Source organism: uncultured Roseobacter sp., assembly GCF_947495275.1.
Taxonomy (GTDB): Bacteria; Pseudomonadota; Alphaproteobacteria; order Rhodobacterales; family Rhodobacteraceae; genus Roseobacter.
The window spans coordinates 1-15374 of the sequence record NZ_CANLYL010000017.1 but is presented as its reverse complement, the minus strand read 5'-3'; the positions used below and the strand labels follow the sequence as shown (position 1 = coordinate 15374).

The window sequence follows — 15374 nt, the reverse complement described above, 5'->3', positions numbered from 1 at the left end:
TTTTAAAAGAGCGGTTTTGTTAAAGAGGGGAGAGCCGGATGTTTGTGAATGCTGCTGAGGTATCTTTTGAGGCCTATGATGTTCTCATCGTCGGGTCAGGCCCGGCCGGTGTTACCCTGGCAAAACGGCTGGAAACCCATGGAAAGAAATCGCTGATCATCGAAACCGGAGCGGAGGATTTCGAAGGCGATCTGCAAGATCACTACAGCAAGGTCTATGCCCACGGTCATTACGGCGAAGATCACTGGGGGCTACACTGGATCAGGGCCTTCGGGGGCACTTCCGCTGTCTGGGGAGGGTGGTGCGCACCGCTCACGGCGCGCAACCTGGCACCCTGGCCGATCACGGCGGCGGAACTTGATCTCTATTACCCGGAGGCGGCCCAGATACTTGGGCGGACCACGGATTTCCTGACCTATGAGGCCCCTTTCATGACCGGGTTCGCCGCGCGCCCGTTCTCGACAAGTGACGAGCCGCTCCGGATCTATGATGCCTATCTGGAAGATTTGCAGCAGAACCCGCAAATCGATGTTTTGCTGAAAACCAATGTCACGGCGCTTTTTGCAAATGAGGCGCGCACCCGGATCACCGGTCTGAGGGTGTTCACCGCACAGGCGGGCCAGCGGGACATATCGCTGGAGGAGGGGCAGGAGCTTGTTCTGGCCGCAGGCGGATTGGGCAATGCACATATCCTGCTGGCATCCCGGTCCGGGGGGGATGTGGCCGTTGGCAATGAAAACGATCAGGTCGGGCGTTACCTGATGGAGCATCCGCATTTCTTATATTGCGCGCGCATGGTTGTGGCGCAGGAGATGGTTTTCGAGGAACTCCCGGAGAGTTTCGGCTCGGCGGAGCCGGCGCTGGTGCCGACGGATGATCTCTTTGAGCAAAACGGGCGGCTTGATGCCTCTTTTCAACTGCTCGAGCAGGACGTCGATCTCGAAGATCATGTGGAGCAATATATTGTCCGGGCCTTAGGCGGGAGCGCCCGTGCCTATGATGTCTGGGCGCGTTCTGAAATGCCACCTGACCCGCTGAACCGCGTGACACTTGCCGAAGGGCACGACCCTTCCGGCATGCCGCGCCTGCGGGCGAATTGCGTGATTTCCGGTGACACGCTACGCACCATCGACACCTATCTTCGGCAAATGGGGGGCATCCTTGCGCGCGAAGGCAAGGGGCGCATGAGGATCGACAACGAGGTGATCTACCGTGCGGTTGAAGGGGGCGGGCACATCATGGGTACCACGCGTATGGGAGATGATCCGGGATCAAGCGTTGTGGACGGCAATTGCCGGGTCCATGGCTACAGCAACCTGTCCATCGCGGGATCATCCGTCTTTACCACCGGCGGATATGCCAACCCGACACTGACACTTGTTGCCCTGGCCCTGCGGCTGGGGGACCATCTGGGAGAGTCTTCATGAAACTGGCGCGCCGTGATTTTCTGGCTTTGGGCATTGGTGGCACCGTTGGGGGCGCGCTCGCCACCGCAACAGGGCTGCATCACTACTATACCAGAATAAAGCCCTATCATCAGCAATCGGCACCGCCGCAGCCTCCCGCGCCGGAAGGATGGTTGCTGACAAACGAGGATCTGGACGCCTTTGCGCAGGCAGATCAGGTGGTCGAGAGCGACCAGCTGGAAATCCTCGATAATACGGATATTCCAGGCAGTAATGATTTCCAGATGATGCGGGTGCGCAATCTCGGGGAATGTGTGGCAGCCTGTGAAGACAACAGCAAATGCCAAGCTTTCACCTATGCACGTTCAACCCATACGCTGGAAGCAAAAAGGCAGGTATGCTGGCTGAAGGCTGACACGCCGGAAAAGATCGTCTCCGACCTGATGTCCTATGTGTCGGGCCGCCGGTGATATGAAAACGGGGTAGGGCGCCGGTTTACAGCCGCAGGTCACTGTCGCGCTTGTCAAAAACACTTTTCAGATCGCAAAAGACATGGGGGGTTTTGCCCAGAGCGCGTATTTCAGCAACGTCCATGCTTCTGAAACCCTCGTGCGGCACCGCCAGAATGATCCCGTCATAGGACGCAGGTTCTGGCGTCTCTATCAGCTCAATACCGTGCTGCCGCTTTGCCTCGGAGGTATTTGCACAAGGGTCGATGACATCTGTTGTGATGCCATAGTCCTGCAGGGCGGTGATCATATCGATGACCTTGGTATTGCGCACATCCGGGCAGTTCTCCTTGAAGGTCATGCCCATCACCAGTACCCGGGCCTGCCCTACGGAGATATCCTTGCGCAGCATGGTTTTCACCATCTGGCTGGCCACGTAATCGGCCATCCCGTCATTGATCCGCCGCCCGGCCAGAATGATTTCGGGATGATGGCCGATCGCCTGCGCCTTGTGGGTCAGGTAATAAGGATCGACGCCAATGCAGTGCCCCCCCACCAGACCGGGGCGGAAGGGCAGGAAATTCCATTTGGTGCCTGCCGCTTTCAGGACCGCCTCGGTGTCAATCTCAAGCTTGTTGAAAATGACAGCCAGCTCGTTGATCAGCGCGATGTTGAGATCGCGCTGTGTGTTTTCGATTACTTTTGCCGCTTCCGCGACACGAATGCTTTCTGCCCTGTAGGTGCCCGCCGTGATGATGCTGGCGTAAAGCGCATCAATCAGATCTGCTGCCTCCGGGGTCGAGCCTGATGTGACCTTGCAGATGGAGGGCAGCCGATGTGCGGTATCGCCGGGGTTGATCCGCTCGGGGCTGTAGCCTGCGAAAAAACCTGCGTTCAGTTTCAGACCCGAAACCCGTTCCAGGATCGGGACGCAGACTTCCTCGGTCGCCCCCGGGAAGACGGTGGATTCGTAAATCACGATGTCGCCTTGTTTCAGGACTTGCCCCACGGTCTCCGAGGCCTTGATGAGCGGGGTAAGCTCGGGCCGGTTGTTGACGTCGATGGGGGTCGGAACCGCAACGATATAGGTATTGCAGCCCGCCAGATCCTCCAGCGCGTCGGAAAAGGACAAATGTCGCGCCTCTGACAGCTCTCCGGGGGCGACCTCCTGCGTGACGTCATGGCCCGCGCGCAGCTGGGTGATGCGCAGGGCATTGGTGTCAAAACCAACCACCGGGCGGGATTTGCCAAATTCCACGGCCAGGGGCAGGCCGACATAGCCAAGGCCGATGACGGCAAGGGTCAGCTTATCCAGGGGGTGCACATTCATACCCTTCGTTCATCATTTCCCGTAGTAGTCACGGAACCACGTCACGAAGGCCTCGATACCTTCGCGAAAATCTGTTTGGGGGCGATAGCCTGTCAGCCTGTGCAGCAGATCGGCATTGGCCCAGGTGGCAGGCACATCGCCCATTTGCATGTCCATATAGTTGCGCTGCGCTTTCTTGCCGAGGCTGTCTTCGATGGCATCCACGAAATCCAGCAACCGCACCTTGTCGGAATTGCCGATATTGACCACCCGGTAGGGCGCCACCGGCGACAGGCTATCCCCTTCCGGAATGTCATCGCGGCTTGCAGGGCGTTCAGGCACCGCATCCATCAGCAACCGGATGCCGCGCACCAGATCGTCCACATAAGTGAAATCGCGGTACATGTCGCCGTGGTTGTAGATATCAATCGGACGGTCATCGAGGATGGCATCGACAAATTTGTAAAGCGCCAGATCCGGCCGACCCCAGGTGCCATAGACCGTAAAGAAGCGGAACATGGTCGTGGGCAGATCCCACAGGTGCGCATAAGAATGCGCCATGCTCTCGTTTGCTTTCTTGGTTGCGGCATAGATGGTGAGCTGCGTGTCGGCTTTTTCAGTCTCTGCAAAGGGCATATCCTCGTTGGCCCCGTAGACAGAGGAGGTCGAGGCCATCAGCAGATGCTGCACTTTCAGCCTGCGGGCAGCTTCCATCACGTTGAAGGTGCCGACCACATTGCTGTCGATATAAGAACGCGGGTTTTCCAGGCTGTAGCGCACCCCCGCCTGACCAGCGAGGTGCACAATCACATCCGGGGCAAAACTATCCGTGACGCGGTCCAGCAAGGCGTGATCTTCCAACATGCCTTCGGTCATGGTGAATTTAGGATGCTGCAACAGCATGGCATGACGGCGCTGTTTCAGCGTGACATCGTAATAATCGGTCATGCCGTCATAGCCATGGACCTGAAACCCTTCGGCGAGAAGACGTTTTGCCAGGTGAAAGCCGATAAAGCCGGCTGTCCCCGTAATAAAGATGCGTCTGAACATGGTTGCATTTCCCGCGCGCTGGCCCGCGGCTTTGCCCGGGGCCTTCCGAGGCGGTTTAAAGGGCGTTTTTGATAATGTCACTGCGATGCAGGAACACATCTTCGTCGTTGAGAGGTTCGGCTACCCTGCGCGCATCCAGGGCCATGGCCTTGAGCTGTTCGGGATCATTGGCCAGCCCTTTCAGGGCTGCGGTCAGCGCATCGACATCCCCGCGTGGCACAAAAAGACCCGCCTGCGAGGAGCCTACCAGATCCCGTACAAAAGCGTTGTCATAACCCACCAGCGGCAGCCCCGCTGACAGCGCTTCGATCAGACAGCGGGGCGATTCCTCTGTCATATGGGTGAAGACAAAGACATCAGCCTGACGGATTTCGGACAGCATCTGTTTATGGGCGACGAAGCCCATGAAACGGATTGCTTCCTCCAGCCCTTGCTCGGCCACCTGCGCTTTATGCTCGTCGTAAAGGGTCCCGGTGCCATACCATTTAGCGGTGATCTGCACACCATCGCGCAGGGCATTCCGAAGCGCGGAAATCCAGTGACCGGGCCCTTTGATCTCTTCGACACGACCGGCGTAAGCCACCTGCAAACGCCCCGGATCGCGTTCCGCCAGCCTGCGATCCAGATCGGCCTGCGGGATCCGGTCCGCCTTGGAGATGTGAATGTCATGCACCAGACGCGGGTCGCTGGCGAAAGGACCGTAATACTCCATCGTGTCCTGCCCATGCAGAAGCGCCAGTTTTGCGCCCCGTACCACATGGCGGTCGCTGTATTTCATCAAGGTGTTTTCCAGACCATTGCGCAGGCGGCGCAGCAAAGACCTCTGCTCTTTCTGCTGCGAGACCCGGGCCACGCGATGCGCCACGCCATCTTTGAAAATCGCATAGGGCCGTCCCATCCGGAGCGCCATCCGGCACGCCACGGTCCCCCAGTCCCCGATGTAGCCGGAAAATCCGAAAACCAGATATTGCGAGGCCTCGATCTGCGCGCGGATAACCTTTTTGCCCGGTCCGAGGTCTTTCATGAACCGCAGCGTGCCGCGGCGGGGTAGCATCACCGGTTCAACGGTCGGGTGCTTGTCCAGAAAGGGTTGCAGGTCTGTCGTATCGGAAGGCGGGCCTTCGGGGGGGGCATCCACCAGCGGGGCCATGATCCTGACCGCCTCGAAATTATCCGCCCACAGACGCAATCCGTTCTGGGCCTGCGTGTCGAAAAATACCTTGTCGCCCTGTTTGTAAAAGGGCGGATGCACAAACAAAAGGACGGATCCAGGTGTCATCGGGACTCATTACTCTCGTTTCAGGGACACCCGGTTATCGGGTGCCCGGTCTTACCTCCCTATAGCGGAGATTCGCCTGCCTCACGACTCTTGAAGTATGTATTTTGAACCCGCCTTGTTTTCTAGGACAGTCTGGTGAGACGCAGGCCGCCACCAGATGTGTTATATGGTGATAATTTTAGCGCGCCCGGGCTCATTTTGAAAAAGGTCATCTTTCATGTCATTGGTTTCAAAAGTCGGTTGGTTCATGCGCTACATGATGTTTTTTTCCGGCATCGACGATGTGCGCGCTTTTTCCACGCTACGCAAAAACCAGGTGGCACCCGCTGCAAAGGGCGGGCCGCAGGAGGTGGCCTTGAACCTGCGCCGCAAGCCTGGGGCCACGCTCTTTTGTCGTCCCGGAACCAGCGACGCGGAGGTTTTATGGGATGTCTTCTGGGGGAAATACCATCTGCCCGCAGACCCCCTGGCGGAAAAACCGGTGATATTCGATCTGGGCGCCAATGTGGGGTTTTCGTGCTTTGATTTCGGAACCCTCTACCCTCACGCACGGGTTTTTGGTGTCGAACTTGATCAGGATAATGTGGCCATGGCGCGCCGCAACACGGCAGCCCTTGGTGCGCGCTGCGAGATTGTTCACGCGGCCATCTGGTCCGAGAACGGCGAGGTGACCTATTCGAAAAGCGATGAGGAATGGGGGTATCATATCTCCGGGGATCAGGACGCAAGCAGCGCTTCACAGGTGACCGTGCGGGCGATTTCCATTGATACGCTCATGCAGGAAGTGGGTGTCGACTGGATCGATTTCATGAAGATGGACATCGAGGGTGCCGAGCACGCGGTTCTCGACCCGCAGGCGGGCTGGCTTCAGCGTACCGGCGCGCTGAACCTTGAGGTCCATGCACCTGCCACAATCGAGAACTGCACCGAAATCCTGTCTCAGGCCGGGTTCACATGCCAAAGATCGCCCCGGCACAAAAGTGCCATTCTGGCAAAACGACCGCCCGCTGCCCGCTGAGGGCCAACAGGGTTTCTCAAGGGTTCACGGTCACCATCGCAATGGTGCCAAGCTCGTAGGCTTCCCCTTCGAGAAACAGCACATAGCGTTGCGTGCCCGGCAGGTGGATCATATCGCGAACCCGGTCATCCACAACGATGCGTTCACGCGACGTGATCCTGAAATCTTCATCCAGGTCAAAGATATACAAGGACTCGTCACCCTCCCGATAGTCAAACCCCATGGAGCCCATCAGCAGGGCATAGCGGTCAGGATCCCGCGGATCGGGGGCCATTCTGAGAATTTGCGCAGGACTGAGGGACGGCTCAAAATGCAGTTCCGGCTCCAGAAACCCGTGATCTGCGTGCGATTTGTAAAGCGGGGCCTTGTCGTAATATTTCTGGCCGGTGTTGTAGTGCTCTCCATAAGAGGCAATGGGCCAGCCAAAATTTTCAGGATCACCATCCGGCGTGCGGTTGATGTTGACCTCATCCCCCCCGTCAGGGCCGTGCTCCGAGGTCACGATGATATTTGCCTCCGGATCGAAATAGAGCCCCTGCGGATTGCGGTGCCCCATGGATTTCACCACAAATTCGGACGTGGTCAGATCAATTTCGACGATTTTGCCAAAAAGGCTCTGCGGGTCCTGTGCCAGGTCCCGCACCATCCACTCACCCGTTGAGAACAATAGCGTGTCCGGCCCCGTCGACAGCATCCGGCCGCCGGTCTGATTGGCGGCGAATTCACCGTAATCGTTCTCTTCCCGGACACATTCGTCCGGCACGAAGATATCCGCGAAAGTCAGGGTGTCACCGCCCAGGTCCGCGGCGGCGATTGCGAGCGTATAACAGCCTTCGGACAGGGTTTTGGAGTAAGACAGAAGCAGCCGGTCATCCTTGACCAGCGCGTCCTTGATGCTCAGCTGTCCGAATTCATAGAATTCCGGGTTCGGGATCAGCTCCGGCAGGTTGGTGTGCAGCGCCTCCATCCTGAAGGCATCGCCCTCGATCTTTTCAAGCGGCACCCGTCCAACGGTGCCTTTTGCCGTGATCAGCAACAACGCACCGTCATGGAATTCGACATAGGCCCGGCGGCCGAAATGGGAAAGCGGGACGAAGGGGGTTTCGTAGCTGACCATGGAGAACCGATCCCGATCGGTCTCGAAGCTCTGCTCGGAGACAAAGTAGAAGGGCAGGTCTTCGGGCAGGTTCGGGTTGTTGAGCAACGCGGTCTCAAAGAGTTCCTGCACGTCGTCAAACTGATCAATCCGTCTTTCAAGCGCTGCGACCTCTCCCTCAAGCTCGGCCTTTCTCTGAAAGATCAGCACCGTATCCTTGAGGGTCTTTTTCGTTTCATCGCTGATCAGATCGCTGAACGGCGCATAGAGGCGGTTCTTATACGCATAGGTACCACCGAAATAGAGCCCGCCCAGAAGGGCAATAAAGAATAATAGCAACCAGTAAGAACGTTTCATAATGACCCTGAGAACCAAAAAATTACCTGACGTATATCTGCACGCCAATACGGCGGTACTATGTCGTCATATTGCTGTGCCACAACCGCCCTTGTGGCGCAACTCTGGGCTGAAATCCCGGCCTCCAAACCCGCCAGACCAGAAGAATCAAAATAATCAAATGATTCGTGTGAATGCCCATAAATGGGCTAATTTTAGCCGAAATGCCCGAAGCACCTTCGCACAAATACGCGCAGAGATTGGTGGTTTTTGCCGTCAACTTCACAGATTCTAACCGATTGTTTCCACGTCAGGGACAATTTATCGGGTTTCAGGCGCCCTGTTCGAGGCTTTTTCTACTAAAGGTTGTTTCTGCTGCCGCAAGCCAGAAATGCCTTCCGTTATTCCTTAAAGAAAGGTAAATTCTCACTGGGTAACGTTCGTAGTGTACGTAGAAATATTGCGTATCGTAAATTTAACAGGAGTTATAAGTATGAACTTTAAAACAACTTTGGGAGCCGCAGCCATCGTGATGGCAGCTCCTTTCGCGGCCAGTGCAGCAGTCGTTGAGACTTGCGACGCCGGCGGCCCACTTGGTGGAAATTTCGACATCGCCAATGGTGACTCGTACAACTGCGACTTCACAGTAGAAGCGCCAGCTGATCCGTCCAGCGGCAGCGTTCGTCTGGATTTCTTCTCCAACGTGATTCCAGCCTCTGCCGTTGCAGCGACTGTGAACCTCGGTCTGTTTGGTGACACATTCACAACAGCCACACTGGAGTGGTTTGACGAGCCAGGCGATGTTTCCCTGGGTTCAGTCAACCTGGCCGATCTTGGCTTTGGTTTCTCAGGTAGCCTGGGGACAGCCTTCTCTGGCCCTGCACAGGATGACCAGTACCTGGTTCTGAGCTGGACCGGTTTCTCCGGTGAGTTCCTCGACGTGAACATCAGCGTCAGCCAGGTACCAGTTCCAGCAGGTATCCTGCTGATGGGTACAGCCCTGGCAGGCTTCGGCGTTGCACGCCGTCGCAAGGACAAAAAAGCAGCCTGATCTGCGATCAAAACAGTTTTGAAAACGGCGGTCTTCGGGCCGCCGTTTTTCGTTGCCGGACCCCGTTTGTGGTTGTTACCTGAGGGCGCCTTGGGCTACCCGTTTTCCGGAACAGTTGAAGGAACGCTTCCATGCCGCGCGCAGATGCTGGGCACACACTCCTCTATCTCGTCTACGGGTCGAACCAGAAGTATCAGCAGGAACTGAGTTATAGTGTGCTGTCTGCGTTTCGCGAGGCAAAAGAAGAGCGGCCCGACCTGCAGGTCCTGCTGTTTTGCGATGCGGCAAATCAGCGGCCCGACCTGCCGGTGACATCCTATGTCATGAGTGACGAAGAGCGCAGGCTCTGGACGCTCGAAGGCACCTATAATCACGCCATAAAGATTTTCGCGCTCAGGAAGGCGTTGGAGATTGCAGGCGGCAAGGTCTGTTTCGTTGACACCGATACCGCGTTCAGGAAAAGCCCGCAGCTCCTTTTTGACCGGATTACCGAAACCAGTGCTGTGATGCATGCCACAGAAGGGGCGTTGAGTGATCTGCACAGCTGGTCATCGCTTCTGGGGAAAGCGGCGGCAGCGGGTCTGGATGACGTGGTCTCCCCGTCAGCGCGGATGTATAATTCCGGGCTGATTGGCGTCATGCCGACAATGTCGGAGGCACTGGAAGAGGCTTGTACATTGATGCGCAGGCTTTATGAAATCGAGCCGGTCTTCAACATCGAGCAATTTGTCCTGGGTGCCTTGTTGCCTCGGGATGGCGAGATGCAACTGGCAGATGATCTTGTTGATCACTACTGGGGTTACAGACGTCATATATACCACGGGCAAATCCCTTCTGCCCTGGCCGCGCTCAAAGGTCAGTATTCGGCACAGACGGCGCAGAACCTGCCGGTCATTACCGATCCGCAAAAACCTCTGGTGGCCAAGCTGCGCGCGCGCATACACGCAATGCTCAATCAAACGGATGCCACCTATCGCTTTGGCTATCTTGCTTATCTGGCCAGCGGATCCGCAGGCTCAGCCGAGGAGCGGGACATCTGGGCGCATATCGCACTGGATATGCTGGAAAGAAGCGAGGCAAAGGATCTGGCCCGCCGTTCTTTTCGGCGCTTTGCTCCAGAAGGGCTCAAAGACAGCGGCCTGAATGAGGCGCTTCAGAAAGAATGGATGTCTTTCTGGTCGGCAGCTGATTAGCGCTCAACGGTTGATGGGTCTGGCGAAAACCAGTCTGGCAGGGTGCTGGCGAAATATGCTAACGGTTCCCCAGAAGATCAAAATTATCCCGCAAGCGCCTCGTTAGGGCCGCAATTTATCGTTTATTTATCGGTTAAGCTATGGTGCCTTATGCCAGACCATGGTTCGTACATGAAGATTGAGCAGGCAAATTGAGCAACACTCCCTTCCCCACAGACATCCTGATTGTTGATCTCGATGGCACTTTGCTGCGGTCGGATATGCTCTACGAGAGCTTCTGGTCAGCCCTAGGGCAGGATTGGCGCAGCCCTCTGCGTACCGCAGCAGCCCTCACCGGCGGCAAAGCCGCCATGAAGCAATATTTATCGCAGACTGCCGGCGTTGACGTCACGACCCTGCCTTATGACGACGAGGTGATCGCCTATGTTCAGGCACGCCGCGCCGAAGGTGTGCGGACCGCTCTTGTGACGGCCACAGATCAGTCCCTTGCAGATGAGATCGGCCAACATCTTGATATTTTTGATGAAGTGCACGGATCAGATGGAAAAACCAATCTGAAGGGGGCGGCAAAAGCGCAGTTTCTGAAAGAGACATTCAAGGGCTCCCGCTTCGCCTATATGGGCGATTCCGTGGCTGATCTGCCGGTCTGGCAGGCGGCGGATCTGGCGATCCCGGTCAATATCTCCGACGCTCTGCAGACGAAAGTTGACGGGTTGGGTGTTGAGGTCGAGGCGCTCACCACAACCGCGCAAAGCCTCAAGCCCTATCTCAAGGCGCTCAGGCCCCATCAATGGCTCAAGAACGTTCTGGTGTTCCTGCCCATGCTGACCGCGCATCAGTTGACCGGGGCCACCCTGATGCAAAGCTTTGCCGCTTTCATCGCCTTTTCACTGATTGCCTCCAGCGTCTATGTGCTCAATGACCTGCTGGACCTGCGCGTTGACCGATTGCATCCGCGCAAGTGCAACCGGCCCTTTGCCTCAGGCAGCATCAAGATCGCCCATGGCACCGGCATGGCGGGTGGCCTTCTGCTGGTGGGGGCCGGGTTGTCCCTGGTTCTGGGGGGGGGCTTTGCGCTGACGATGCTGGTTTATTATCTGGCGACACTGGCCTATTCGATCACTCTCAAACGGCGGGCGGTGGTGGATATCTGCGTGCTGGCCGGGCTTTATACCATGCGGATCATCGCCGGTGGCGTGGCAACGGGGCTTGAGCTGTCAGTCTGGCTTCTGGCTTTCTCGATCTTCTTTTTCTTTTCGATGGCGGCGATCAAACGTCAGGCGGAACTGGTGGATATGGCTGAACGCGGCAAGCTCGACGTCAGCGGACGCGGCTATACCGTCAAGGATCTGGAGATCATTTCGATGATGTCACTGGGGGCGGGTTATGTTTCGGTTCTGGTGATGGCGCTTTATGTGAATTCGCCAGGGGTGGTTGAGCTTTACGCAACCCCGGCAGCCCTTTGGGGGATTTGTTTTGTGCTGCTCTACTGGATCAGCCGGATCGTCATGATTACCCACCGCGGGCATATGGATGATGACCCGGTCCTTTTTGCAGCCAAAGACCGCAACAGCCGGATTTGTGCGCTGGTGATCTTTGCCTGCGCCGCGATCGGAGCTGTCATTTGACCCTGCGCACGCTTGTCTTTCGCTACACTGTCTTTGCGGTGATCGCGACACTGGCCAATCTGGCCACCCAGCGACTGGTGCTGTCGGGGGGAGAAACCGCCCTGTGGTTCATGGCGGCAGTGGCAGCCGGTACCCTTGTGGGGCTGGTGGTGAAATACGTTCTCGACAAACGCTGGATTTTTGCCGACCACAGCACCGGGGTGAAAGCCCATGGCAAGAAATTCACGCTTTATACGGCGATGGGTCTGATCACGACGGCAATCTTCTGGGGGACCGAGACGGCTTTCTGGATGATCTGGCAGACCGATGCCATGCGGGAACTGGGGGCTGTGCTGGGGCTCGCGGTCGGCTATGTGGTGAAATACAACCTCGACCGGCGCTTTGTGTTCACCGATCACGCTCTGGAGCCTGCAACATGACCCTGTCGGGCTGGGGGCTGTTTCCAAAGCATGCCGCCCGCGTCTCTGCCCCCCGGAACGAGGACAGGCTGCAAGCCCTTGTCGCAGAAGGTGATGGCATCGCGCGCGGCAATGGGCGTGCCTATGGCGACAGTGCGATCAGCACCGAAAATACCATCCACATGCGCCACTTTAACCGGATGATTTCCTTTAATGAGAAAACCGGGGTGCTGGTGGCTGAGGCTGGGGTGCTGGCGGCCGACATCATTTCCGGCTTTCTGCCCCGGGGCTGGTTTCTGCCGGTCACACCTGGCACCAAATTCGTGACCTTGGGGGGCATGATTGCTGCGGATGTGCATGGCAAGAACCACCATGTTGACGGCAGCTTGGGCAATTTTATCGATTGGATCGACCTGATGGGTGCGGATGGCAAGATCATCCGTTGTTCGCCCCGGAAAAACAAAGAGCTTTTTTCCTGGACACTGGGCGGCATGGGGCTGACCGGGGTGATCCTGCGCGCGGCCTTGCGTCTGCGGGCGGTGGAAACGGGCTGGATCCGCCAGACCCTGCACCCAACACCTGATCTGGAGACGACCATTGACGCCTTTGAGGCCGCTCAGGACGCCACCTATTCCGTGGCCTGGATTGATTGTTTGAGCAAAGGTGCTGGGCGCGGGCGGTCCCTGGTGATGCTGGGCGAGCATGCCACGCTGGAAGATTTGCCCAAACCACGCAGGCGCAAACCTTTTGAAACCGGTACGAAACGCAAATTGTCCGTCCCCTTCGCACCCCCTACCGGGCTGATGAACGGCTGGACCGTGCGGGCCTTCAACGCGCTTTATTACTGGAACGGGACCCGGAATGCGGGTGAAGGGCTGGTCGATTGGGACAGCTATTTCTATCCGCTGGATGCCATTCTGAACTGGAACCGGATTTACGGACGCCGCGGTTTTGCCCAGTTCCAATGCGTCTTGCCACTGGAAAGCTCGCGCCAGGGCATGCACCGCCTGCTGGAAGAGATTTCAAATGCCGGGGCAGGATCGTTCCTGGCCGTACTCAAACGCATGGGCGCGCAGGAAAGCCGGTTTTCCTTTCCGATGGAAGGCTACACGCTGGCGCTCGATTTCCCGGTCAACCGGCGCACACTGGCCCTGATGACCCGGCTTGATGAGATTACACTGGAACATGGCGGGCGGTTTTATCTGGCCAAGGACAGCCGGATGACGGCTGAAACCCTGCGGCACTCCGACCCCCGAACAGAGGATTTTTTGAAAATGCGAGACGACAAACAGCGACAGGTGGCCTTTATGTCGGCACAGGCCCGGAGGCTGGCCCTATGACCGTCCGCCCGGTTCTCATTCTTGGTGCCCGCTCTGATATGGCGCTGGCGATTGCCCACCGCTTTGCCAAGGCGGGTCATCCCATTCAGCTGGCCGCGCGGGATGCGCAATCCCTGAGCGCCGAGCGGGACGACATTGCCCTGCGCTACAGCACAGAGGTCAGCTTGCATGATTTCGATGCTCTGGACACAGGCAGCTTTGCCGGATTTGTCGACGGGTTGCCGTCTCTGCCGCATGTTGCCATCTGTGCTGTGGGCCTGATGGGGGAGCAATCCGACAACGAGACCGATATGTCGGCAGCCACAACAGTCCTGCGCTCCAACTTCGAAGGGCCTGCGCTGATCCTGTCCGAGCTTGCCAACCGGTTTGAGGCGCGGGGCTCGGGCGTGCTTGTGGGCATCAGCTCGGTTGCAGGCGACCGGGGCCGGGCGACCAACTATGTCTACGGGTCCGCCAAGGCCGGGTTTACCGCCTTTTTGTCCGGGCTGCGCAACCGTCTGGCCAGGGAAGGTGTGCATGTCGTGACCGTGCTCCCCGGTTTTGTCGCAACCAAGATGACCGAGGATATGGAGCTGCCTGCCAAGCTGACCGCAGCCCCCGAGGAGGTTGCCGATGCCGTGCATCGCGCGAGTATTACCCGCCAGAATGTCATCTATGTGCGGGGCCTCTGGCGCATAATTATGCTGGTGATCCGCAATATTCCGGAGAGTCTCTTCAAGAAAATGAAGATCTGAGGCGCAGGTTATCGGCGGAAATCCCGTATTTACCCGGGGTCAGGTGAGGCAAAATATGGCCTGCGAAAATCATTGAGAGGGCCTGACCTGCCTTTGCACCCGAAACGGCCTGTTTTGCAGCAGCGGTAATCCGCTTAAAATCGCGCAGCGCGTATATCGGCAGTTTTTTGCCGCAACGCCACATGCCTCTGTTACCGCTCACAGCGGCGCGCGCCGCGCCGCGGGGCCCTAACCTCTTGTATTTAATGCATGCAGTAACCTCGCTCTGGGGTTGTGATTTGCAAAATATTTCCAGCGAACCGTAGATCGGATTCCATTCTGCCTGCCTCATTGGGCAAGAATTGGCACATACAACCAATGCGAGAAAATTCGGGTCGGAATTTTCTTGCCACCCGGTAAGCGCCTTGATGCTTGCCTGTGCCCCCTGTTATTGGCCCTGACAATCAAGGTCCATAAAAAGCCTTTGAAATCAGAGAGCAGACCAAGAGGACGTATGGCAACTCGTGGCCATATTTTGGGCACAAAAAAAACCACTGACGGTCACGCCGTTAACCATAAAGCACCACAAAACTTAACCATAGGTTACATCAATCCCTCAAATTTGACCGTTTGAGGGCGCTGTAACTCCGAAACAGGCTGCCAAATGTCTACAACTTTGAAAAAAGTGATAGCATTCTCACAGAATGCCAATTCACGTCGTGAAATCACCCCGGATCGTCCATCGATCGACGCCCTCCTTCTGGAGGTCCGTTAAGATGTTGGCTTTTTTCTTTAGCTTGATGAGCTTTGGGGCCGCCGCTGTTGCCGGTATCTCAGAGAGACCCGGAACCGGTACTGCAAAGCACTCCGATGTCCTCGCCATGCCTCACGATGACGATGATGACGACATGGATCACGGTGATGATGACGACGGTCGGGTTGTTGTAGGCACAGAAGACAGTGCAACGGACCATGATCATGACGACGACGACGATGATGATGACACCGGCCACGGCGATGGTGGCATGGACCACGGCGGCGACGACCATGACGATGACGCTGATCATGATGACGACGATGATGACACCGGCCATGGCGACGGCGGCAT

Annotated in this window: 14 protein-coding genes; 9 read left to right on the top strand and 5 right to left on the bottom strand. The window is 57.1% G+C overall.

Going from position 1 to position 15374, the window contains the following annotated elements:
- Nucleotides 1-38 precede the first annotated feature (38 nt).
- Together Q0802_RS21865 and Q0802_RS21860 are read left to right on the top strand one after the other, a co-directional pair.
- Nucleotides 39-1427 (top strand): GMC family oxidoreductase, encoded by a 1389-nt coding sequence (locus Q0802_RS21865; protein WP_298922010.1) that lies wholly within the window; start codon nucleotides 39-41, stop codon nucleotides 1425-1427.
- Entirely contained in the window at nucleotides 1424-1876 is a 453-nt protein-coding gene (locus Q0802_RS21860; protein WP_298922009.1) for a PAN domain-containing protein, read from the top strand. The genes Q0802_RS21865 and Q0802_RS21860 overlap by 4 nt, the downstream gene beginning before the upstream one ends.
- 25 nt (nucleotides 1877-1901) lie before the next feature.
- Here Q0802_RS21860 and tviB read toward each other — a convergent pair whose 3' ends face one another.
- The 3 genes from tviB to Q0802_RS21845 are packed head-to-tail and all read right to left on the bottom strand — an operon-like array spanning nucleotide 1902 to nucleotide 5493.
- Complete coding sequence (gene tviB, locus Q0802_RS21855; protein WP_298922008.1) at nucleotides 1902-3185, bottom strand: Vi polysaccharide biosynthesis UDP-N-acetylglucosamine C-6 dehydrogenase TviB; 1284 nt, start codon at nucleotides 3183-3185, stop codon at nucleotides 1902-1904.
- 12 nt (nucleotides 3186-3197) lie between these two features.
- On the bottom strand, nucleotides 3198-4214 hold the full coding sequence (locus Q0802_RS21850; protein ID WP_298922007.1) for an SDR family NAD(P)-dependent oxidoreductase: 1017 nt from the start codon (nucleotides 4212-4214) through the stop codon (nucleotides 3198-3200).
- A gap of 55 nt (nucleotides 4215-4269) precedes the next feature.
- Nucleotides 4270-5493 (bottom strand): glycosyltransferase, encoded by a 1224-nt coding sequence (locus Q0802_RS21845; protein WP_298922006.1) that lies wholly within the window; start codon nucleotides 5491-5493, stop codon nucleotides 4270-4272.
- A 217-nt stretch (nucleotides 5494-5710) separates the two neighbouring features.
- Between Q0802_RS21845 and Q0802_RS21840 the strand changes: the two genes are divergently transcribed.
- Complete coding sequence (locus tag Q0802_RS21840) at nucleotides 5711-6511, top strand: FkbM family methyltransferase (protein WP_298922005.1); 801 nt, start codon at nucleotides 5711-5713, stop codon at nucleotides 6509-6511.
- A 16-nt stretch (nucleotides 6512-6527) separates the two neighbouring features.
- Here the strand turns inward: Q0802_RS21840 and Q0802_RS21835 are convergent, their stop codons facing one another.
- Entirely contained in the window at nucleotides 6528-7964 is a 1437-nt protein-coding gene (locus Q0802_RS21835) for a PQQ-dependent sugar dehydrogenase (RefSeq protein WP_298922004.1), read from the bottom strand.
- Between the two features lie 472 nt (nucleotides 7965-8436).
- Here Q0802_RS21835 and Q0802_RS21830 point away from each other — a divergent pair, with 472 nt between their 5' ends.
- From Q0802_RS21830 to Q0802_RS21805, 6 genes are all read left to right on the top strand, one after another.
- Nucleotides 8437-8994 (top strand): VPLPA-CTERM sorting domain-containing protein, encoded by a 558-nt coding sequence (locus Q0802_RS21830; RefSeq protein WP_298922003.1) that lies wholly within the window; start codon nucleotides 8437-8439, stop codon nucleotides 8992-8994.
- Between the two features lie 131 nt (nucleotides 8995-9125).
- On the top strand, nucleotides 9126-10187 hold the full coding sequence (locus Q0802_RS21825) for a hypothetical protein (protein WP_298922002.1): 1062 nt from the start codon (nucleotides 9126-9128) through the stop codon (nucleotides 10185-10187).
- A gap of 191 nt (nucleotides 10188-10378) precedes the next feature.
- Nucleotides 10379-11815: a UbiA family prenyltransferase gene (locus Q0802_RS21820; RefSeq protein ID WP_298922001.1), complete on the top strand. Its 1437-nt coding sequence runs from the start codon at nucleotides 10379-10381 to the stop codon at nucleotides 11813-11815.
- Nucleotides 11812-12234 (top strand): GtrA family protein, encoded by a 423-nt coding sequence (locus tag Q0802_RS21815; RefSeq protein ID WP_298922000.1) that lies wholly within the window; start codon nucleotides 11812-11814, stop codon nucleotides 12232-12234. Before Q0802_RS21820 ends, Q0802_RS21815 begins: the two co-directional genes overlap by 4 nt.
- Nucleotides 12231-13553, top strand: coding sequence for an FAD-binding oxidoreductase (locus tag Q0802_RS21810; RefSeq protein WP_298921999.1), 1323 nt, complete (start codon nucleotides 12231-12233; stop codon nucleotides 13551-13553). Before Q0802_RS21815 ends, Q0802_RS21810 begins: the two co-directional genes overlap by 4 nt.
- Nucleotides 13550-14287 carry an SDR family oxidoreductase gene (locus tag Q0802_RS21805; protein WP_298921998.1) on the top strand — a complete coding sequence of 246 codons (738 nt, stop codon included), beginning with the start codon at nucleotides 13550-13552 and terminating at the stop codon, nucleotides 14285-14287. Before Q0802_RS21810 ends, Q0802_RS21805 begins: the two co-directional genes overlap by 4 nt.
- Nucleotides 14288-15099: 812 nt before the next feature.
- Here Q0802_RS21805 and Q0802_RS21800 read toward each other — a convergent pair.
- The coding region (locus Q0802_RS21800; protein ID WP_298921997.1) for a hypothetical protein at nucleotides 15100-15374 on the bottom strand (275 nt) is incomplete at its 5' end.